Source organism: Pseudarthrobacter sp. O4 (assembly GCF_050157025.1).
Lineage (GTDB): Bacteria > Actinomycetota > Actinomycetes > Actinomycetales > Micrococcaceae > Arthrobacter.
Window position 1 is genome coordinate 705713 of sequence record NZ_CP189591.1, and the last position, 19438, is coordinate 725150.

Consider the following 19438-nt stretch of genomic DNA (forward strand, 5'->3'; position numbering starts at 1 on the left):
GTTTCCGGTAATTCCACTGTCATGATCCGTGAGCCGAACGGGAGGCTTCGCTGGTGGACATGGGCTGGAGCTCGTGCCAACGCCGTGCTAGTAGATCGACACCGCCCGGGTCGGCGAGGAATCCCCGGCACCCGAGGCGCAATAACCAGTCTGAAGCTCGTTAGTCAATCCCCGCGGCTAGGCTGTCCATATGAACGACACGGCTGCTCCGATCGCTATCCTCGAAGCATCAGCTGAGGGAGCTCGACGCGGATGCCGATTCGGTCAGGCAACACGAGCAGGAAGATGGCTACATGGCTGGAAGCTCACAAAGCGGGCCCTGCACGACTTCCCGTGCAGGGCCCGCTTTGGTGGCAGCCAAAGGACCAAAAGCCCAAATACGTTTGCCAAAGACTAAGTAATTGGCAGAAGGACCATGCGTTTGGCGATCTAAACCTCTGGTCGACCAGCCGTCCATTTGGAAGACATCCAACCAGCCGTCCATATGGAAGACATCCAACTAGACGATGCGTTTCTTCCAACTAGGTAGAGGTTCTTCCAACTAGGTCGACATCTCACAGAAGCTGTGAGATGTAGATCTAATTGGAAGCACTTGCAACAACGAATCCGCGGAATGCCGCGGGGCGCTTGCCCGATGGTCTGGTCATAGTGGGCCGTTTAGTTGAAAGTTTGTAGCGCCGGTGCGTAGTTCGCCGAGTTGGTCTGCTGTGCCAACTTTCTGGCCTATTTCGGCGCACAAACTCCGGCACGGCGCAGCGGCGGGGCTAGAGACCCCGTAATCCTTACTGCGCAGATCTTGGTGATCCCTTCAGGGACGAGTACGAAGAGTCGGGCATGCGGCCGGGTCTGGCGGCGTGTGTATGAGGGCTGGCGGGAATACTGGCCGGTATCCATGAGGCACGGGCGAAGGTCCTGAGCCGGGTCGAGGCCCTTGTGGAGGCCCGCCCTCTTCATCCCGTCCTGACATCCAGCACCCGCGGCTTGACGAAAGACAACTGCGAAATCAGCGCCAGTCCCGCGCTCCAACGCCGTCCGCTGAGGAATTTTACTGATGCTGACCGGCTCGGTAAGCTCTGAGCGCATCTTCTCTGATCCACTTTCTGGTCAAGAAGACATCCAGAACACAAGACACGGCGAAGGCGATCCAAAAAATCCACGCAGGTGCGAGGACCGCAAAAACCAATGCCATGACTACAAGGATCACGGCACCAGAGGCATAGTTGTAGATCCGCCGCCCGGGAGTAGCTCCCAGCGCTTCTTGCCGCTCGCGAAAGTAGTTCAGCATGGCGCCCCCAAAAATCCATTCGGAATATTCCATCAGCGTATCGTGCACCGGCCGTGGTTCTACTGGCAGCTGCACAGGGGAAGCGGCCGTCGGAGTCGGGACTCCGACGACGGCCGCTAGTCTAGTCAGTAGGCTTTGACGCGCTGTTCGACGATGAGGTGGATGAGGGCAAACACCCCGTCCTGGTCGATGGCCTGAAGCGCTGCGTCGAGGGCGGCCGGCACGTCCTTGTCCCGGGTGACCGTGATGCCGAAACCGCCGAAGGCCTGGGCCATGAGGCCGAAATCAGGGTTCTTCAGCTGCGTACCCGAAACCCGGGACGGGTAGTGGCGTTCCTGGTGGGTGCGGATGGTGCCGTACTCCTGGTTGTCCATCACGATGATGAGCGGCGTGGCTCCGTACTGGGCGGCGGTGGCCAGCTCCTGGCCGTTCATGAGGAATTCCCCGTCGCCGGCGATGGTGACCACCCGGCGCTGCGGGCTGGCCAGCGAGGAGGCGATGGCGGAGGGCACGGAGTAGCCCATGGATCCGTTTCTGGCGCTGATCATGGAGGCGTAGCGCCGGGTGGGGAAGTACCGGTGCGCCCAGTTGGTGTGCTCGCCGGCCCCGAACGTCACCATGGCGTCCTCGGGCAGCCGCGGGACGAGGTTCGCCATCAGGGTGTCCATCTTTGCGGGCCCTACGCCCGGTGTGGCCGGGGGCAGGCTTGCGAAGGACGTCTGCTCGGCGCGCATCCGGGCCGTCCATGCTTTCCACTCGTCTTTCACGGGCAGGTCGATTTCAAGGAGATCCCGGACGAAGGCGTCCGGTTTTGCCACAATCTGCCGTGAGACCGGGCCGGAGCGGCCGCGCAAAGAGGGATCTATGGTGACCAGGAAGTTCTGCTTGTTCCAGTCCTGCCTGCAGACAAAACCGTCCGTGATCACATCGCCCGGGACCGTTCCGACGAAAACGAGCAGGTCGGTTTCCTCAAGCAGGTCGTACGTGGGGCGGGGGCGGCCGTAGCCGATCGGGCCCACATAGGACGGGGAGTCGAAGGGTACTGTTCCCTGCGTGCGCCATTCCGCGGCGGCCGGGATATGGTGCTTTTCGAGCCATCCGGTGAGCTGATCGGCCGCGTCCTGGGTCCAGTCGTTGCCGCCCGTCACAAAAAGGGGCTTCGAGGACTTTGCAAGGGCTGCGGCCAGTGCTGCGGCATCGGTGGTGCTCATGCCGCCCGTGGCCACCGGGATGGTGGGGTGCAGGGCAGGATCCACCAGTTGGCGGATGATGTCTTCCGGCAAGCCCACCACAACCGGGCCGGGCCGACCGCTCATTGCCGCGAACATGGCTTCGGCAACGATCTCGGACGCCCGCTCGGCGTGATCGAGGACCATGACGCGCTTGGCTCCTGTGTCGAACCAAGCCTTGATATCAAATTCCTGGAACGCTTCCCGGTCCCGGTGCGCAAACGGGATCAGCCCGACGAAGAGCAGCATCGGGGTGGAGTCCTGCCAGGCCGTGTGCAGGCCAACGTGGGCGTTTGCCGCGCCAGGCCCGCGGGTGACCATGGCCACGCCCGGACGCTGGTTCATCTTGCCGTCCGCTTCGGCCATGTAGGCGGCGCCGCCCTCATGGCGGCAGACCACGGTCTCGATGTCGGAACCGTGCATCCCGTCGAGGACGTCCAGGAAGCTCTCGCCGGGAACAACGAAGGTGCGTTCGACGCCGTGGGCCACGAGGGAGTCAACAATTACGTGCCCGGCGGATTTCAGGGTACCGCCGCCATTCAGGTTCGCCGGGATAGTCGATGGGACGGGCTGTACGGGGCCTTGGTTGATGGTGTCGCCTTCGAACGGCTGCGTGTCGGTTGCGGTCATGGTTGCTGCGGACTCCGTTGTCATCACTTCTTGTCTTCTCGGATTGGGTTGGGTTGGTTGCGTTGGGTGAGGGTGCAGGGCAGTTCCGCTGGAACCAGCGGAACGATTGGTGGTGCCTAGTCTGTTTCCGGTCCGGTGCAGAAGAAGCAGCCGTCCTCGCAACTGTCTGTCGCCTGGCTTTCCGTAGGCGAAGTGTTGGGACTCAGCGGATTTAGTAGCTTCATGGGGGCTTTCAGTCCTTTGGTGAGGGGATTGGGCAGCCGAACCGGGGGCGGTGGCAGGGTAATCGCTTAGCGGATTGGAGTCCGGTTGGCCACCACGGGGGCGGCGCCCGTATAGCCCTTCCGGGTCTCGGCGATCTCGTGGATCCGCTTCCGACAGGCATACCAGCCGGCCACCATCAGGGCAGAGGCCACGAGGGTCACCAGCAGCGTGAGCGGCGAATCGATGAAGACCATGATCAGCACGCCGAGCAGGAACAGAAGCGACAGATAGCCGGTGTAGGGCGCACCGAACATCCGGAAGGAGGGGCGTTCCACCCAGCCCCTGTCCGCCCAGCGCTTGAGCTGGATCTGGCACACCACGATGGTGGCCCACGTGACGATGATTCCCACCGAGGCCACGTTCAGCACGATCTCGAAGGCCTGCGCGGGCACCAGATAGTTCAGCGGCACACCCAGCAGCGAGACCACCGCCGTGAGGGCGATGCCGCCGTAAGGGACGCCTGCCCTGTTCATGCGCTGGGCGAACTTCGGCGCCGAGCCGGCCATGGACATGGAGCGGAGGATGCGGCCCGTGGAGTAGAGGCCCGCGTTGAGCGAAGACAGGGCGGCGGTGAGGACCACCAGGTTCATGATGACGTCCACGCCCTGGATCCCCAGCGAGCCGAAGAACGTCACGAAGGGACTCACACCCTTCTCGTAGGACGTGTACGGCAGCAGCAGCGCCAGCAGGATGACGGAGCCCACGTAGAACACGGCGATGCGGAGCACCACCGAGTTGATGGCCTTGGGCATGATCTTTTCCGGGTTCTCGGTCTCACCCGCGGCCGTGCCCACCAGCTCAATCGAGGCGTAGGCGAACAGCACACCCTGCATCAGGATGATCATCGGAAGCAGGCCGTTGGGGAAGATGCCGCCGTTGTCGGAGAGCAGGCTCAGCCCGACATCCTGGCCGTCCACCGGCGTGCCGAAGATGACAAAGTACGTGCCGATGATGAGGAACGCCCCCAGCGCCGCCACCTTGATCAGGGCGAACCAGAACTCGAGTTCGCCGAAGACCTTGACCGAGACGAGGTTGAGGCAAAGAACCACCACCAGCGCGATCAGGGCCCAGGCCCACTGCGGCACCGCCCCCATCCAGGGGACGTACTTGCCGAAGAAGTTCATGTAGAGCGCGGCGGCCGTGATGTCCACAATGGTGGTGGTGGCCCAGTTGATCCAGTAGAACCAGCCGGAGATATAAGCCGCCTTCTCCCCGAAGAACTCACGGGCGTAGGACACGAACGAGCCCGACGACGGCCGGTGCAGCACCAGTTCGCCCAGCGCGCGGAGGATCAGGAAAGCGAAAAAGCCGCAGACGGCATAGGCGATCACCAGGGACGGCCCGGCGGCGTTGAGCCGGCCGCCGGCACCGAGGAACAGGCCGGTGCCGATCGCGCCGCCGATGGCGATCATCTGGATCTGCCGCGCCTTGAGGCCCTTGTGGTAGCCGGCGTCTTCGGCATGGATCAGGGCATCCGGGGCATGGGCGTGGCCGCCGTCGGCCTCGTACAAACCAACCTCGTCATTGGGGTTGCTGGGCATGGGTGTTCCTTTCGACCTGTCAAAGATCTAAATGGGGGTACTAGCGGGAAATTGTGGGGACAGCTGGGGTCAGGTCAGAAGACTGACCACCCGGTGCGGTCGGACAGATCAGCGAGGGCCGCTGTCCCGGCCAGGGAATTGCCTTTGGAATCCAGCCGGGGGCTCCAGACGCAGATGGCGCACTCGCCGGGGACGATGGCCAGGATGCCGCCGCCCACACCGCTTTTCCCCGGAAGGCCGACGCGGTAGGCAAACTCGCCGGCCGCGTCATACATGCCGCAGGTCAGCATGATGGAGCTGATGCGTTTCGCCTCGCTCCTGGAGACGACGGTTCCCTGTGCTCCGCGGCCGTCCTGTGCGAGGAAGAGGCCGGCCTTGGCCATCTCCACGCAGGTCATCATGATGGAGCACTGCCTGACGTAGTTCTCCACGACCGATTCGGCGGGCCGCCGCAGGTTGCCGAAGTCCTTCAGGAAGTGGGCGAGGGCCAGGTTGCGGCTGCTGTTGGCGAGCTCACTCTTTGCGGCCACCTCGTCGATGAACGGACTCTGTCTTCCATTCTGGTGACCCACCTGACCGGCGAGGAAGCGCAGGACCTGACCAGCGGCGTCGGGAAATCTTTCCATCAGGTGGTCCGTGACCACCAGAGCGCCCGAATTGATGAACGGGTTCCGCGGAATCCCGTGCTCCACTTCAAGCTGCACAAGGGAGTTGAAGGACGTTCCTGACGGTTCGCGGAGCACCCGTGACCAGAGCGCATCGGGGTCATTGGCGCTGAGCGCCATGGCCAGGGTGAAGACCTTCGAGATGCTCTGGATGGAGAAGGGAAGATCGGCGTCACCGGAGCTGAACACGTCCCCGGACGTGGTGGCCACCGCAATTCCGAAACCGTCGAACGGCGGCGATGACAGGTGGGGGATGCTGGCGGGAACCGACCCTGCTTCACTCCGGGGCCGGTGGCTGCGGACAATGTCATCCAGGACCAGGCCAAGAGGCGGCGAATCGAGTGCTGTCATCATTTCTTGCCCAGATGCTCCTTATGCGTGCCGGCCCACTCCTGTATGTGAAGGAGGGCGACCAATGAATGGCGGGGATCGCTGAAGTTCAGGCCGGTAACCCGGCTGACCTTGCTGATCCTGTAGTAGACGGTATTCTTGTGCAGCTTCATCCGCTGGGCGCATGCGGCCACATCCAGCGACGCCTCGAAATAAGCCCGAAGGGTTTCGGCCAGCTCGCCATCGTCGCGGAGGAGAGCCCAGAGGCTGCGATGACGGAAGGCCGAGGCCGTGAAGTTCTCAACTGCTTCGTGGAAAAGGATGTCCGTTTCGAAATCGTCCACAGTGGCCACAGAGACGTCCCCGGACCGCCGCATGCAGCCGAGCAATGCCTCCGTTTTGCGGGTCACCGAATGAATCGACAGCAGATCGGGGGCGATTGGTCCCACTGCTGCGAATGGAGTGATGCCAAGATGCTTGCTGGCGTCCCTGACGATGGCCTCGGCAACGCTTCGAAGTCCGGCCTCGGCGTTGGTGGACTGGAGCGCCGGGATGATCACGGCGGTGTCGCCGTTGAACTGTCCCACTATGGCTGACGGTTTGTAGGCTGCCGCATGTATGGACGCGAGGTTGGCGAGCTCCCCATGTTTGAGGGCTGCATCGTCTGCCTGCGCTTCAGCGGCTGACATTCCTATCAGCATCAGCGCTGTTGGGCGGTCCGCGGGGATTTTCTCGCTGTGGGCGCTCGCCGCGGCTTCTGCCGGACCCGAAAGGATACGGACAATCCTGTCCTCGCGCATGTGCACCGACTGCTGGTTGCGGTAGCGGATGAGCTCGGCTGACACTCGCGCAGCTGATCCGGTCAATACATAGTCAACGTCCGCGCCGAAGCCATCCCCTGTTTCCTGGAGCCAGATGTACCCCATAACGCGATCGCCTGCGAACAAGGCGGTCGCGACGCGCTCCCTCAGACCGTCCTGGGGCCTGGCCGGAACTCTGACAGGCAGGCGGGTTCGATGCAGTTCGCGGTAGGCACCAAGATCCTTGAGGAGAAGTTCGTATTTGCGCGGACCACGCCGGGCCAGAATCGATGCCTTACGCAGCTCGTCGATGTCGTTCGACACCGTGGAGTAGGCCAGGACCTTGTTGGCAGCGTCCTCTATGACAACGTGGCTCGACGTCAGGCGGGCCGTCGTCTGAGCAATGGCGAACAGGTCTTCTTCCAACAGCGTCAGCACTTCGCTCTGGTAGCTGCGTGGCTGAATCCGGTCCTTGGCAATTGACAGGAGCCGGTCCCAGTCCGCGGCCGGGTCCACCAGAAAGAGACCCGTTCCGGCAGCCCGGAGCAGCTCTTCAGCTTCCCCTAATTCCTCGGGACTGCCCTTGACAGCCAGCACCAGGGGAGGATTCGTCAGAAGACGCCGCAGCGCCGGCAACGCAGAGCGTCCGCGAACCCCGATAAGCAGGACGAACGCAGCCCCGCCGTCGGAAGTCTCGTCGTCGGCGTCAACGATCAGGAAGCGCTCGATCGGAGAATCGGCGCGGGACGGTCGAAGAATGAGACTGGCGAAACCCAGAGGGAGATCCGACAGGATGTCGTCCACTGTAGCTGCGGCCATGTGCTTCCTTCTGACATTTGACACCCGTCCGGACGGCTCTGTCCGTACACCCAATGCTATCCAGAGCAAAGCCCGGAAAGTATGTATACGGGCCTAAAACCAGCGGTGCCTTTTCGGTCCCGGAACCAATGCCAACCCGCTGAGGACGACGGCGGGAGCTTCCCGCCGTCGTCCTCATCAGTTGCAGCCTTCCGCGGCCAGTCGGGCCGCCTTACCCCGTGTCGGTTATCAAGCGGTGAGCGCGGATTCCTGGACCAAGCGCTGGTCATGCAGATAATCGAACAGCTGCCGCAGGCCGAACGACCATTCCGGCAGCTCTTCCGCAGAGCCCACCCAGTTGACGAGAGCTCCGAGATGGCTGCTGCGGATGGTCACAACGTCGCCCAACTGCTGCGTGAACCCCTGCCCCGGCTCGTCCCTGTCCTGGGTCGGGGCGAAAAGGGTGCCTGTGAACAGCGCGAACCCGTCCGGGTACTGGTGGTGCTTTCCGAACGTCGCCGCCACGAGCTCTTCGAACGGCCGGCTGATCCTGGCGGTGGGGAAGCTCAGCTCGGCCGATGCACTCAGCGCACTCAACCAGATCGTGGATGTTGTGCGCGAGTCGATCCAGATCCACCAGACGGAGAGCACGAAGCGCGAGAAACTCAAGACGTATCGAGAGATCGAGGTCGCGCGGATCAAGGCATCCGAGAAGAATCTGCGGGAGTGAACCGTGCCGGGTTTGATGCCGCTTCCTTTTTTGTGAAGGATAGCGATTATGCCCAAGCGATACCCCCAGGATCAGCGTGAGCGTGCCGTGCGGATGGTCCTGGACCACCTCGGTGAGTACGACTCCGTTTTTGCCGCCTGTTCTGCCATCGGCCCGAAGCTGAACATCGGCAGGGAGTCCCTGCGCCGGTGGGTTCTCCAGGCCCAGGTCGACGCGGACGAACGCCCCGGCGTCAGCAGTGCCGATCAGGCCCGGATCAGGGAGCTGGAGAGTGAGAACCGTGAGCTGCGGGAGGCAAACGAGATCATGAAGAAGGCCTCGATTTTCTTCGCGAGGGAGCTCGACCCTCGCCGCCGCAAATAGCCGGATTCATCGACGAACTGCGTGCCGATGGCCACGGGGTCGAGCCGGCCTGCAAGGTCCTGCGTGAGCACGGCGTGCAGGTCGCCCCGCGGACCTACCGGTCGTGGAAAGCCAAAGCACCCGCCGCCCGGACCGTCACGGACGCCGCCATCGTCAAGGCGCTAAAGGACACGGCGTAGACACCGGAATCCCTGTACGGACGGCGGAAAATGACCGCCTGGTGAGAATGTCAATCAGACACGAGCCCAATTTGCCCTGGTATCGCAGTCTGATCGGGGACCAGCAGTGGCCTCATTCCCGCGTGGGTCAGGAACGTCAAACGGCCCTGGCCACAACTGGCCAGGCTTCAGCAGCCGATGAGCGACCGCGATTTCGAACAGTGACGGAGCGTTCCGGGAGCACCGCAGCTGAGGATTCCTAGCCAGGATTCCCGGGGGGCCCAGCGCGCAGGAGGGGGATAAAATTATCTCGCGATCGTGGTTGAAACCCATCCGAGGCAGTATCCGGCGAAGACCAACAGGAAGGGTTGCTCACCGGACGGTCCGCGAATGCTGAGAACCAGCATCAGGACCATAGCCCAAGTGATGGCCAGCGCGGTGCTGCAGTACCAGTAGCTCTTGACGCGGCTCATGAAGTTCTTCGTTCCGGTATCGATGGCCTGCTGGTGGTCCGGTGTTCTCAGGCCGGGGGACGTGGCTGGAAGTGGAGTGTTTCAAGATAGTTTTCGTCGTACTTGTCTTCCCGGGGTTCATCATTCGGGAAACCACCGGGAAGTGTGCCCTGGTTCAGGCCAGCCAGAAGGACATGCTCAAGCCCCGGCTCGGTGTTCATGGTCGTTGTCTGGACGGTTCCGGTGGCCAGACCCGGTATTTTGGCGTTGGCCATTTCATCGATTCCGGCCACGCCGGCTGCGACCAGGAGAAACCCCGCGACGGCTGCCAGCCCGGGAACTATTTTTCTTCTCCATGCGCTCATACCCTGATCATGGGCTCCCCACATGGGAACAGGGCACCGATTGCCTATGGGGAGGCTGTGAAAGCCAGTCCGCCCCGATGCTCATCCAGTGCCAGACACCGGCGGTGAGATCCACCGACCTCTGCGTTGTGCCCTGCGCACGGTGAAGTGCGCGGATATTGGGAGGGTAACGGCGTGTCAGGTGCCCGGGCTGCGGTCCAGGTCAAGGCCTTCCGCGGTCGCCAGCCTTCTTAGCTCGTGCAGGATTTCCAGTTGCTGGTTGTTGATGTCCATCAAAAGCTCGATCTCTTCTTTTGCTTTCACGTTGGTGTCGTAGTCGTGCTGCGCCATCGCCGCGGCGATCGCATCCTGGCGCTTGGCGGCGATAAGCAGGATGGCGCCTTGGAGCCCGGCCAGCATGGAGAGCAAGAGGTTCAAAAGAATATAGGGATACGGGTCCCAGGCGTTGTTCGCCAGCGCCCAGGTGTTGATGGCGGCCCAAATCAGCATGAAACCGATGAAGCTTCCCACGAAGGGCCAGCTTCCCATGCCGTTGCGCATGACATCGGCGGCCCGCTGGCCTCGTGTCAGGGATGCTTTGTGCTTGTCGTGCCAGGTCTGTACTCGATTATTCATGCCTCAGAGTAGTCCCGGCGGTTCAGGAATCTACGAGGGACTGAGACAGGCACTCTCAGGAACCGGTTGCCCAACCCGGTGTCAGCGACCGCCCAGTCGGCCAGCCCGACAAGGAGCTGACGGGCCCTACTACCGGGCGAAGCCAGCAGGGATGCCAGGAAGCGGATCCGGCTGCTGGAGCAGGAGAACGAGATCCTGCGCCGGGCCCCGTTTGTCGCATCAAAGCTTCATCGCGTGTTGTCAGCGAAACCCAGTAGGCAGCCCGGAGCACTTGTCCGGTCGGCCGGCCAACCAGCGGCACATTTTCACCACCGAATTCAGATTGGCGGGCTCAGCTTTTTGGGAATCGATGAATTCATACTTGCTCACTGCCGCTGCTCCCGCGCGAAGTAAGCGCTGGCCTTTTTCAAGAAGGCAGTCTCCGCCCGCAGCTCTTGAACTTCGCGCTCGAGCTCCTTCAGCCGGGCCCGTTCCGTCACCGTCAGCTCCGTCTCCGTGCCGCCGTTGGCCTCGCGGTACTTGATCAGCCAGTTGCGGAGCGTCTCGGGGCCGACACCGTACGCGGTGGCCACGTCCTTGATCGGCTTGGACGTGTTGATCACCTCGCGGCACAGCTCGTCCTTGAACTCCTGGGTAAATCGTCTGCGTGATGCTGTCATGCTGATCTCTACTTTCGGTAGACCCTCATTTTAAGAGGGCCCACTGTCCGAGATCTCCGCGGCAGCTCATACCGTGCAGGGGCGCCTTTAGTGACAGCTACTTGGAAGACTTCCAACTAGACGATGCGTTTCTTCCAAATAGGAAGCGATTCTTCCAAATAGGTCAACATCTCACAAAAGAACTAGAAGTCCCAGTCGTCATCCTCGGTATTAACAGCCTTGCCAATCACGTAAGAAGACCCGGACCCCGAGAAGAAGTCGTGGTTCTCGTCGGCATTGGGCGACAGCGCCGAGAGGATCGCCGGGTTCACGTCGGTGACGGATGCCGGGAACATGGCCTCGTAGCCCAGGTTCATCAGCGCCTTGTTGGCGTTGTAGTGCAGGAACTTCTTGACGTCCTCAGCCAGGCCGACGGAGTCGTAGAGGTCGTGCGTGTACTGGACTTCGTTCTCGTACAGCTCAAAGAGCAGCTCGAACGTGTAGTCCTTGATCTCCTGCTTGCGCTCCTCGGACAGGCCCTCGAGGCCCTTCTGGAACTTGTAGCCGATGTAGTAGCCGTGCACGGCCTCATCGCGGATGATCAGGCGGATCAGGTCGGCCGTGTTCGTCAGCTTGGCCCGTGAGGACCAGTACATCGGCAGGTAGAAGCCCGAGTAGAAGAGGAAGCTCTCCAGCAGCGTGGAGGCCACCTTGCGCTTCAGGGGATCGTCGCCCTGGTAGTAGTCCATGACGATCTGGGCCTTCTTCTGAAGGTTTACGTTTTCGGTGGACCAGCGGAACGCCTCGTCGATCTCCTTGGTGGATGCCAGTGTGGAGAAGATGGAGGAGTAGCTCTTCGCGTGCACGGACTCCATGAAGGCAATGTTCGTGTAGACAGCCTCTTCGTGCGGGGTGATCGCATCCGGAATCAACGAGACGGCGCCGACGGTGCCCTGGATGGTGTCCAGCAGGGTCAGACCGGTGAACACGCGCATGGTGAGCTGCTGCTCGTCCGGGGTCAGCGTCGCCCACGACTGCACGTCGTTGGACAGCGGGATCTTCTCCGGCAGCCAGAAGTTGTTGACCAGGCGGTTCCAGACGTCCACGTCCTTGTCATCCTGAATGCGGTTCCAGTTGATCGCTTCAACGTGGCTAAGCAGCTTGACCTTCTCGGTCATGTCATCCCCTAAAAGTTGGGTTCTTCGTGAAGTTAAGCGTACGACGGCGGGCGGGCTCCCGCCGTCGTACTTCAGCAGATATCAACCGATATCGGTTACAACATACAGCTGACGCAGTTGTCCACCTCAGTCCCTTCCAGCGCGAGCTGGCGGAGACGGATGTAGTAGATGGTCTTGATGCCCTTCTTCCAGGCGTAGATCTGGGCCTTGTTGATGTCGCGCGTGGTGGCGGTGTCCTTGAAGAACAGCGTCAGGGACAGGCCCTGGTCCACGTGCTGCGTGGCGGCGGCGTAGGTGTCGATGACCTTCTCGTAGCCGATCTCGTACGCGTCCTGGTAGTACTCCAGGTTGTCGTTCGTCAGGTACGGCGCCGGGTAGTACACGCGGCCCAGCTTGCCTTCCTTGCGGATCTCGATCTTGGACGCCACCGGGTGGATCGAGGAGGTGGAGTTGTTGATGTAGCTGATCGAGCCGGTGGGCGGGACGGCCTGCAGGTTCTGGTTGTAGATGCCGTGCTGCATGACGGAAGCCTTGAGCTGGCGCCAGTCATCCTGGGTGGGGATGTGGATGTTCTTGAACAGCTCCGCGACCTTCTCGGTCTGCGGGACCCATTCCTGCTCGGTGTACTTGTCGAAGAACTCGCCGGAGGCGTACTTGGACTTCTCGAAGCCGCCGAAGGTCTGGCCGGTCTGGATGGACAGCCTGTTGGAGGCCCGGATGGCGTGGTACACCACCGAGTAGAAGTACATGTTGGTGAAGTCCAGACCCTCTTCGGAGCCGTAGTGGACCCGCTCGCGGGCCAGGTAGCCGTGCAGGTTCATCTGGCCAAGGCCGATGGCGTGGCTCTGGTCATTGCCGCGGGCGATCGAGGGCACCGAGGTGATGTTGGACATGTCCGAAACGGCCGAGAGGGCGCGGATGGCGGTCTCGATGGTCAGGCCGAAGTCCGGCGAGTCCATGGCCTTGGCGATGTTCAGCGAACCCAGGTTGCAGGAGATGTCCTTGCCGGTCTGGTCGTAGGACAGGTCATCGTGGTACGTCGTGGGCTGGCTGACCTGGAGGATCTCGGAGCACAGGTTGGACATGATGATCTTGCCGTCGATCGGGTTTTCCCGGTTCACCGTGTCCTCGAACATGATGTACGGGTAGCCGGATTCGAACTGGATCTCGGCGAGCGTCTGGAAGAACTCGCGCGCCTTGATCTTGGTCTTCTTGATCCGGGAATCGTCCACCATCTCGTAGTACTTCTCGGTGACCGAGACGTCGGAGAACGGCATCCCATAGACGCGTTCGACGTCGTACGGGGAGAACAGGTACATGTCCTCGTCGCGCTTGGCCAGCTCGAAGGTGATGTCCGGGATGACGACGCCGAGCGAGAGGGTCTTGATGCGGATCTTCTCGTCCGCGTTCTCGCGCTTGGTGTCCAGGAAGCGGTAGATGTCCGGGTGGTGCGCGTGCAGGTACACGGCACCGGCTCCCTGTCGGGCACCGAGCTGGTTGGCGTACGAGAAGCTGTCCTCAAGGAGCTTCATCACGGGGATGACGCCGGAGGACTGGTTCTCGATCTGCTTGATCGGCGCGCCGACCTCGCGGATGTTGGTCAGCGCGAAGGCCACGCCCCCGCCGCGCTTGGACAGCTGCAGTGCGGAGTTGATGGAACGGCCGATCGACTCCATGTTGTCTTCGATGCGGAGCAGGAAGCAGGAGACCAGCTCGCCGCGCTGGCGCTTGCCGGCGTTGAGGAAGGTGGGCGTGGCCGGCTGGAAGCGGCCTTCGATGATCTCGTCCACCATCTGCAGCGCGAGCTGCTCGTCGCCGCGGGCCAGGTGCAGGGCCACCATGCAGACGCGGTCCTCGTAGCGCTCCAGGAAGCGCTTTCCGTCGAACGTCTTCAGCGTGTAGGAGGTGTAGAACTTGAAGGCGCCCAGGAAGGTCTCGAAGCGGAACTTCTTCTTGTATGCGCGGTTGTAGAGCTCGCGGATGAAGTTCATCGTGTACTGGTCGAGGGTTTCACGCTCGTAGTACTCGTTCTTGACGAGGTAGTCGAGCTTTTCCTCGAGGTCGTGGAAGAACACGGTGTTGTTGTTCACGTGCTGCAGGAAGTACTGGTGCGCAGCCTCGCGGTCGGCCTCGAACTGGATCTCCCCGTTGGGGCCGTAGAGGTTCAGCATGGCGTTGAGCTCGTGGTAGCCCAGGCCCTTGTACGCGGCCGGCATCTCGTGCTTCTCGTGCTTCTCGACGGCGGTGGGCGCGTGCGAGCCCGGGCCCTCAGTTACTGCTGTGTCTGCGACAGTCGTGTCCAAAACTCTTCCAATCCTTCTAGTACCCGCTGGACGTCCTCTGGAGTGCCCATGAGTTCGAATCGATATAGATGGGGGACGTTGCACTTCGCGGCGATGATGTCCCCCGCCATGCAGTAGTTGTCCCCGAAATTCGTGTTTCCCGCGCCGACCACTCCGCGGAGCTGTTGCCGGTTCCTCGGATCGTTCAGGAAGCGGATCACCTGCTTCGGAACGGAGCCCTCTCCCCCGGTGCCTCCGTACGTGGGAAGCACCAGCACGTAGGGTTCGGCTGCCACGAGCGCCGATTCCCTCGCGTGGAGGGGGATCCGGGCGGCGTCGATGCCCAGCTTCCTGACGAAGCGTGCGGTGTTCTCCGAGGTGGAGGAGAAGTAGATGAGGTGGCTGTGGGTGGTCCGCGCAGCGTCCGACGCCGGTACGGCGGCGGGTGCGGTTGCAACCGGTACCATGGGAGTCACCTCATTTTCAAGCAGTGCTCAGGCTACTGCGACGGCGGTGGCCTGCGCCAGTTCTTCGATCTTGTCCGGGCGGAAACCGGACCAGTGGTCCTGGTCCGTGACGACAACCGGGGCCTGCAGGTAGCCCAGGGCCTTCAGGCGCTCGAGGGCATCCGCATCCTGCGAGATGTCGACGCTCTGGTAGGTGATGCCCTTCTTGTCCAGCGCGCGGTATGTCGCGTTGCACTGAACACAGGCCGGCTTCGTGTAAACCGTAACGGTCATGGTTCCTGTCCCCTTAGTTGAAGTCTTTTTACTGCGAGATGTGTACTGCGTTTTGAGCTGAGTCGTTTTGAGCTGAGTCTCTGGTGCGGGGCCTCTTGCTGGAGCCCCTGGTAAGCGTCTGGTGCCAGTAGTCCGGGCGGGCCGATCCGGGACAGGAATCCTTATCCGTTACTGGCCTTGCCTGGCGAGCACTGCTGCTCCGCTGGAACTGTATGTCGATACTACATGTAGTGCACGAGCCCGATATGGACCCCAAGATGATGTATTACAAGTATGTCATTTTATGCACCGCCAGTCCACAGGCAGGGGCCCTCAAAATGTCCGTATTTCCGCCATTTTGCAGGACGAAATCCACAGGCTGTGGAGTACCTATGCACAATTAATCCCCCCGCGTGTCGCGTTGTGGACGGCGTGTCGCGGGCGTGGGACACGGCGGCCAACCGTGCCGTACAACACTGGATCTGGTGTCCGGGAACACGAAAAAGGCGGGCACCGTGGGGTGTCCGCCTTCCGTCAGCCTGAGGCGTCCAACAGCTGCTGCTAGCTGCTGGCCTCGCCCGCTGTCCGGCTGTCCAGCACGATCTGCTGCACGTCGAGGTAGCCGGTCTCGAAGCCGGCGCGGGAGTAGCAGAGGTAGAACAGCCACATGCGCTGGAAGATCTCATCGAAGCCCAGGCCGCGGACTTCCTCGGCGCGGGCCATGAAGCGCTCCTCCCAGAGCCGCAGGGTCTGCGCGTAGTGCTCCCCCATCGCGAGGCGTTCGCGGACCCGGAGGCCGGTCTGCTTTTCGGTGATGTCCTCGATGGCGCGCACTGAGGGGATTACGCCGCCCGGGAAGATGTACTTGTGCACCCAGGTGTAGCTGGAGCGGGTGGCCAGTAGCCGGTCGTGCGCGATCGTGATGGCCTGGATGGCCACCTTCCCGCCCGGGGCCAGGACGCGTTCGATCGTCTGGAAGTAGGTGGCCCAGTACTCGAAGCCCACGGCCTCGATCATCTCCACGGAGAGGACGGCGTCGTACTCGCCTTCGACCGCGCGGTAGTCCTTGAGCTCGATCGTGACGGCGTCGGCGTAGCCGGCGTCCGCGACGCGCTTGCGGGCCAGTTCCTGCTGTTCGCTGGAGAGGGTCACGGAGTAGACCGTGGCGCCGCGCTGGGCGGCCCGGAGGGCGAGTTCGCCCCAGCCGGTGCCGATTTCCAGCACGCGGGACCCCTTGGTGACCCCGGCCTTGTCCAGCAGCCGGTCGATCTTGGCCTGCTGCGCGGCGGCGAAGCCGTCCCAGGCGACGTTCTTCAGGGCCGGTCCCGATTCGGGGAAGAGCGCGCTGGAATAGGTCATGGTGTCATCCAGGAAGGTGGCAAAGAGCTCATTGGAGAGGTCGTAGTGCCGCGAGATGTTGGAGCGCGTGTTCTGCTCGGTGTTGCGTTCCTTGCGCGGCTGGCGCGGCAGGTACAGCGCCCGCAGCTTCTGCAGCGGTTCCGGAACGAGCGATCCGACGCGGGCGGCAAAGACCTCCATGACGGCGGTGAGGTCGTCAGCGTCCCAGTCACCGGCCATGTAGGACTCGCCCAGGCCGATCAGGCCGCCGTCGCCGAGCCGGGCCGCGAAGGCCGCCGGACGGTTCATGGTCATGACGGGGTACGTGTGCCCCGGCATGGCGGCCTTGCCGAGGACGGTGCCGTCGGGGTACCGGACTTCGAGCGGAAGCCGGCGGACGGCGGCCTTGAAGATGGCGTCCGCGGCCCTGCCGGCCACCCGGGCCTTAAGACTTGAGGGCACCGTGGCGATGCTTGGCCAGATGGCGGCGTCGACGGTGCTGGGGGCCTGGGGAACGGTGTACGGCACAGGGCCCGCGGGGACAGCGACGGGGCGCGCAGCCGGTGTGGCCTCGTGTCCCCGTCCTGCGGCGGATCCGGTCGCTTCGGTAATAGTCACTGAACTGCCTCCTGTGAGGGGTCGTGTGGTTTTTTGATGACGGGCAGCCCACGCGCCCAAAGCTTGATGCCCTGCCAGCGGATCTGGGCGCTCACCCGCAGGGGCGCCAGCGGAACCGCGAGCGCGGCGGCGAGGATGTTCCGCACGGTCGCTTCCCGGCGTTCGCCGTCCACTGTGGCGATGAAGGGCTGGTGCCCTTCCCGCTCGAGGACGATCGACACTACGAGCAGTTCGGCGGGTTCCGGAAGTTTCATCCGGTACTCGCCCGCGAGGTCGTTGAACGGTGAGACGTAGAAGGCCTTGGGCACGCTGGCCCGGCCGGCGTCGTCGGTTTCCAGCACGTAGCAGTGCCGTTCGCCGTAGGTGTTGTGGACCTCGGCGATGACGCAGCGCAGCTCCCCGGCCGCGTCATGGCACCAGAACAGGCTCAGCGGGTTGAAGACGTGCCCGAATACGCGGGCGCTGGCCAGCATGGTGATCCGGCCGCCGTCGAGCTCGATCCCCCGGGTGGAAAGGAACCGTTCAACGTTGCCCCGGAGGGTGCCGGCCGGGTCGCCCAGGTGGTCCGCAACGGAGAAGCCGGCGAGCGGCTTGAGGAACCGGGGCACCGGAGGGAGCCGGTCGACGTCGACGTACCAGCTGTAGCTGCGGTAGGTGAAGGCGTTGCGCAGCGGGGTGCGCCGCACATGCGCGATGGAGGTGCGGTAGATGGCTGCCGGCGCACTCATGCGCGCTCCGCGGAGACGGCGTGCAGATCCGGGTCGATGGCGACGGCACGGTACTGCCCGTTGAGCCCGGCTGCAGTCTCGGCTGCAGTATCGTCCGAGGACGCGTCCCAGTCGCGTCCGAGCCTTGCTGCGGCCCGGACACCGGACAGGGCGCCGTCCTCATGGAAACCCCAGCCGTGGTAGGCGCCGGCGAAGGCCAGCCGGCTGTCACCGAGCTCGAGGATCTGCTGCTGGGCCCTGAGGGACTCCGGGGTGTACTGCGGGTGCTCATAGACCATCCGGTCCAGCACGGTGCCGTCGGCGATGAGCCCGGATTCGCCCAGGCTCACGATGTAGGGCCGGCCGTCCGCCGGTTCCAGCCGCTGCAGCCGCGTCATGTCATAGCTGACCAAGACCTTGTCCGGCCGGGCGTCGCAGGACGGCAGCCGGTAGTTCCACGAGGCCTTGGCATTGTCGCTGGAGGGCAGCACGGCGGCGTCGCGGTGGAAGACGGTGTGGTTGACCGAGTACGGCATCCCGCCCAGGGCTGCCTGCTCCGCGGGCGAGGCATCGGAGAGCATGCGCAGCGCCTGCCCAGGGTGTGTGGCGATCACGACGGCGTCGAAGCTGCCGGTGTTGGATGTGCCGGGGCCGTGCCCCGTGGTCAGCTCCACTCCCCCCGGATGGCGGCGGACTGCCGTGACCGGGCTCGCGAGCCGGATGTCCGGCAAGGTGGCGGCGAGCTTGTCCACGTAGCTGCGGGACCCCCCGGTGACCGTGCGCCACTGGGGTGAACCCGCGACGCCGAGCAGTCCGTGGTGGCCCAGGAAGGTGAACAGGTAGCGGGCCGGGTAGGCCAGCGCGGTGGCGGGGTCGCAGGACCAGACGGCGCTCACGATCGGGGTCATGAAGTGCGAGATGAAGTAGCCGCTGAACTTTTCACGGGACAGGAACTCGCCCAGGGTCGGTTCCGGACCGGTCGGTTCCGGACCGGCCAGTGCGGCCCGGTCCGTCTCCGTTGCGGCCATCCCCGTCTCCGCGAGCAGGGCACGGGCCCGGCGGTAGAAGCGCATGACCTCCACCAGCATCAACAGGTACCGGCCGCGCAGCAGGGTGGACGGCCGGGGAATGATGCCGCGGCCCTTGGCCCGGGCACCGGCGTATTCGAGGCCGCAGCCGTCGCAGCGGATGGACATGCTCATTTCCGAGTCCTGGGTTTCGACGCCCAGCTCGGCGAAGAGCCGCAGCAGCGTGGGGTAAGTCCGCTCGTTGTGGACGATGAAGCCGGTGTCGACGCCGAGGAAGGAGCCGTCGGCCTGCGGCATGTCGTGGGTGTGGGCGTGGCCGCCGAGCCGGGTATCAGCCTCGAAGAGGGTGACGCTGTCCTGCTGGTTCAGGACGTAGGCGGCGGTCAGTCCTGCCACGCCGCTGCCAATGACGGCGACGCGCCGGCCCTCCGGGATCCCTGCTGCTTGCGACACTGATCTGCTCCTGTTGGCTTGCCGAAAGTTGGCTTGCCGAATGTTGGCTTGCCGAAATCGTCCTGGTGAATCGTCTTATGGGCAATTCGTAACCAAGGGGCAGCCGGATGAGTGTGAATTCCCAGCGGCCGCCCTCCCAGGGATTCTCCGGCATGAACCGCGCCGCGCCGTGGAGGCATTCCGCACGTGTCCCGGCGCGGCCGGGCAGCGGCGGCGCACGGGACGGGTCCCGGCCCGGCCGGATCGGCACGG

16 protein-coding genes, 2 pseudogenes and 1 other annotated feature are annotated in these 19438 nt (G+C 63.3%); of the genes and pseudogenes, 1 reads left to right on the plus strand and 17 read right to left on the minus strand.

Features of this window, described 5'->3' with window-relative positions; translation table 11 throughout:
- Positions 1-1045 precede the first annotated feature (1045 nt).
- The 6 genes and pseudogenes from ACQCSU_RS03210 to ACQCSU_RS03235 all read right to left on the minus strand — a co-directional run.
- Positions 1046-1318, minus strand: a complete 273-nt coding sequence (locus ACQCSU_RS03210; RefSeq protein WP_426978248.1) for a hypothetical protein — start codon at positions 1316-1318, stop codon at positions 1046-1048.
- A 92-nt stretch (positions 1319-1410) separates the two neighbouring features.
- Positions 1411-3168, minus strand: a complete 1758-nt coding sequence (locus ACQCSU_RS03215; protein ID WP_354243723.1) for a thiamine pyrophosphate-dependent enzyme — start codon at positions 3166-3168, stop codon at positions 1411-1413.
- A 266-nt stretch (positions 3169-3434) separates the two neighbouring features.
- Positions 3435-4949 carry an amino acid permease gene (locus ACQCSU_RS03220; RefSeq protein WP_426978250.1) on the minus strand — a complete coding sequence of 505 codons (1515 nt, stop codon included), beginning with the start codon at positions 4947-4949 and terminating at the stop codon, positions 3435-3437.
- A gap of 74 nt (positions 4950-5023) precedes the next feature.
- The gene (locus ACQCSU_RS03225) at positions 5024-5968 is read right to left on the minus strand and encodes a glutaminase (RefSeq protein WP_354243516.1); all 945 of its coding nucleotides are present in this window, start codon (positions 5966-5968) and stop codon (positions 5024-5026) included.
- Positions 5965-7563 (minus strand): PucR family transcriptional regulator, encoded by a 1599-nt coding sequence (locus tag ACQCSU_RS03230; RefSeq protein WP_354243517.1) that lies wholly within the window; start codon positions 7561-7563, stop codon positions 5965-5967. Before ACQCSU_RS03230 ends, ACQCSU_RS03225 begins: the two co-directional genes overlap by 4 nt.
- A 228-nt stretch (positions 7564-7791) precedes the next feature.
- Positions 7792-8097 (minus strand): annotated as a pseudogene (locus tag ACQCSU_RS03235) (fumarylacetoacetate hydrolase family protein); the annotation flags it as partial.
- Positions 8098-8320: 223 nt separating this feature from the next.
- On the opposite strand from ACQCSU_RS03235, the gene ACQCSU_RS03240 reads away from it, so the two are divergent.
- Positions 8321-8635 carry a transposase gene (locus tag ACQCSU_RS03240; RefSeq protein WP_426978252.1) on the plus strand — a complete coding sequence of 105 codons (315 nt, stop codon included), beginning with the start codon at positions 8321-8323 and terminating at the stop codon, positions 8633-8635.
- Positions 8590-8724: a sequence feature (AL1L pseudoknot), on the plus strand. (Overlaps the previous gene by 46 nt.)
- 374 nt (positions 8725-9098) lie before the next feature.
- Here the strand turns inward: ACQCSU_RS03240 and ACQCSU_RS03245 are convergent.
- From ACQCSU_RS03245 to ACQCSU_RS03295, 11 genes and pseudogenes are all read right to left on the minus strand, one after another.
- Complete coding sequence (locus ACQCSU_RS03245; protein ID WP_426978253.1) at positions 9099-9266, minus strand: hypothetical protein; 168 nt, start codon at positions 9264-9266, stop codon at positions 9099-9101.
- 47 nt (positions 9267-9313) lie between these two features.
- Positions 9314-9610 carry a hypothetical protein gene (locus ACQCSU_RS03250; protein WP_354243523.1) on the minus strand — a complete coding sequence of 99 codons (297 nt, stop codon included), beginning with the start codon at positions 9608-9610 and terminating at the stop codon, positions 9314-9316.
- A gap of 177 nt (positions 9611-9787) precedes the next feature.
- Positions 9788-10225 (minus strand): DUF1003 domain-containing protein, encoded by a 438-nt coding sequence (locus ACQCSU_RS03255; RefSeq protein ID WP_426978254.1) that lies wholly within the window; start codon positions 10223-10225, stop codon positions 9788-9790.
- Positions 10226-10513: 288 nt separating this feature from the next.
- A pseudogene (locus ACQCSU_RS03260) lies at positions 10514-10884 on the minus strand (transposase); the annotation flags it as partial.
- Positions 10885-11066: 182 nt separating this feature from the next.
- On the minus strand, positions 11067-12041 hold the full coding sequence (gene nrdF, locus ACQCSU_RS03265) for a class 1b ribonucleoside-diphosphate reductase subunit beta (protein WP_024368367.1): 975 nt from the start codon (positions 12039-12041) through the stop codon (positions 11067-11069).
- Between the two features lie 95 nt (positions 12042-12136).
- Positions 12137-14257, minus strand: coding sequence for a class 1b ribonucleoside-diphosphate reductase subunit alpha (nrdE, locus tag ACQCSU_RS03270; protein WP_426979699.1), 2121 nt, complete (start codon positions 14255-14257; stop codon positions 12137-12139).
- A 56-nt stretch (positions 14258-14313) separates the two neighbouring features.
- The gene (gene nrdI / locus ACQCSU_RS03275; protein ID WP_426978255.1) at positions 14314-14790 is read right to left on the minus strand and encodes a class Ib ribonucleoside-diphosphate reductase assembly flavoprotein NrdI; all 477 of its coding nucleotides are present in this window, start codon (positions 14788-14790) and stop codon (positions 14314-14316) included.
- A 27-nt stretch (positions 14791-14817) separates the two neighbouring features.
- Positions 14818-15063: a glutaredoxin-like protein NrdH gene (gene nrdH / locus ACQCSU_RS03280; protein WP_426978257.1), complete on the minus strand. Its 246-nt coding sequence runs from the start codon at positions 15061-15063 to the stop codon at positions 14818-14820.
- Between the two features lie 540 nt (positions 15064-15603).
- On the minus strand, positions 15604-16998 hold the full coding sequence (locus ACQCSU_RS03285; RefSeq protein WP_426978259.1) for a class I SAM-dependent methyltransferase: 1395 nt from the start codon (positions 16996-16998) through the stop codon (positions 15604-15606).
- Positions 16995-17726 (minus strand): DUF1365 domain-containing protein, encoded by a 732-nt coding sequence (locus ACQCSU_RS03290; RefSeq protein WP_426978260.1) that lies wholly within the window; start codon positions 17724-17726, stop codon positions 16995-16997. The genes ACQCSU_RS03285 and ACQCSU_RS03290 overlap by 4 nt, the downstream gene beginning before the upstream one ends.
- The gene (locus tag ACQCSU_RS03295) at positions 17723-19186 is read right to left on the minus strand and encodes an NAD(P)/FAD-dependent oxidoreductase (RefSeq protein WP_426978261.1); all 1464 of its coding nucleotides are present in this window, start codon (positions 19184-19186) and stop codon (positions 17723-17725) included. The genes ACQCSU_RS03290 and ACQCSU_RS03295 overlap by 4 nt, the downstream gene beginning before the upstream one ends.
- Positions 19187-19438: the final 252 nt, after the last annotated feature.

Excerpts from the sequence above, each read along its gene's own strand:
- ACQCSU_RS03210 (WP_426978248.1), bottom strand. The coding sequence starts at position 1,318 with ATGGAATATTCCGAATGGATTTTTGGGGGCGCCATGCTGAACTACTTT.
- ACQCSU_RS03215 (WP_354243723.1), bottom strand. The coding sequence starts at position 3,168 with ATGACAACGGAGTCCGCAGCAACCATGACCGCAACCGACACGCAGCCG.
- ACQCSU_RS03220 (WP_426978250.1), bottom strand. The coding sequence starts at position 4,949 with ATGCCCAGCAACCCCAATGACGAGGTTGGTTTGTACGAGGCCGACGGC.
- ACQCSU_RS03225 (WP_354243516.1), bottom strand. The coding sequence starts at position 5,968 with ATGATGACAGCACTCGATTCGCCGCCTCTTGGCCTGGTCCTGGATGAC.
- ACQCSU_RS03230 (WP_354243517.1), bottom strand. The coding sequence starts at position 7,563 with ATGGCCGCAGCTACAGTGGACGACATCCTGTCGGATCTCCCTCTGGGT.
- ACQCSU_RS03240 (WP_426978252.1), top strand. The coding sequence starts at position 8,321 with ATGCCCAAGCGATACCCCCAGGATCAGCGTGAGCGTGCCGTGCGGATG.
- ACQCSU_RS03245 (WP_426978253.1), bottom strand. The coding sequence starts at position 9,266 with ATGAGCCGCGTCAAGAGCTACTGGTACTGCAGCACCGCGCTGGCCATC.
- ACQCSU_RS03250 (WP_354243523.1), bottom strand. The coding sequence starts at position 9,610 with ATGAGCGCATGGAGAAGAAAAATAGTTCCCGGGCTGGCAGCCGTCGCG.
- ACQCSU_RS03255 (WP_426978254.1), bottom strand. The coding sequence starts at position 10,225 with ATGAATAATCGAGTACAGACCTGGCACGACAAGCACAAAGCATCCCTG.
- nrdF (WP_024368367.1), bottom strand. The coding sequence starts at position 12,041 with ATGACCGAGAAGGTCAAGCTGCTTAGCCACGTTGAAGCGATCAACTGG.
- nrdE (WP_426979699.1), bottom strand. The coding sequence starts at position 14,257 with ATGCCGGCCGCGTACAAGGGCCTGGGCTACCACGAGCTCAACGCCATG.
- nrdI (WP_426978255.1), bottom strand. The coding sequence starts at position 14,790 with ATGGTACCGGTTGCAACCGCACCCGCCGCCGTACCGGCGTCGGACGCT.
- nrdH (WP_426978257.1), bottom strand. The coding sequence starts at position 15,063 with ATGACCGTTACGGTTTACACGAAGCCGGCCTGTGTTCAGTGCAACGCG.
- ACQCSU_RS03290 (WP_426978260.1), bottom strand. The coding sequence starts at position 17,726 with ATGAGTGCGCCGGCAGCCATCTACCGCACCTCCATCGCGCATGTGCGG.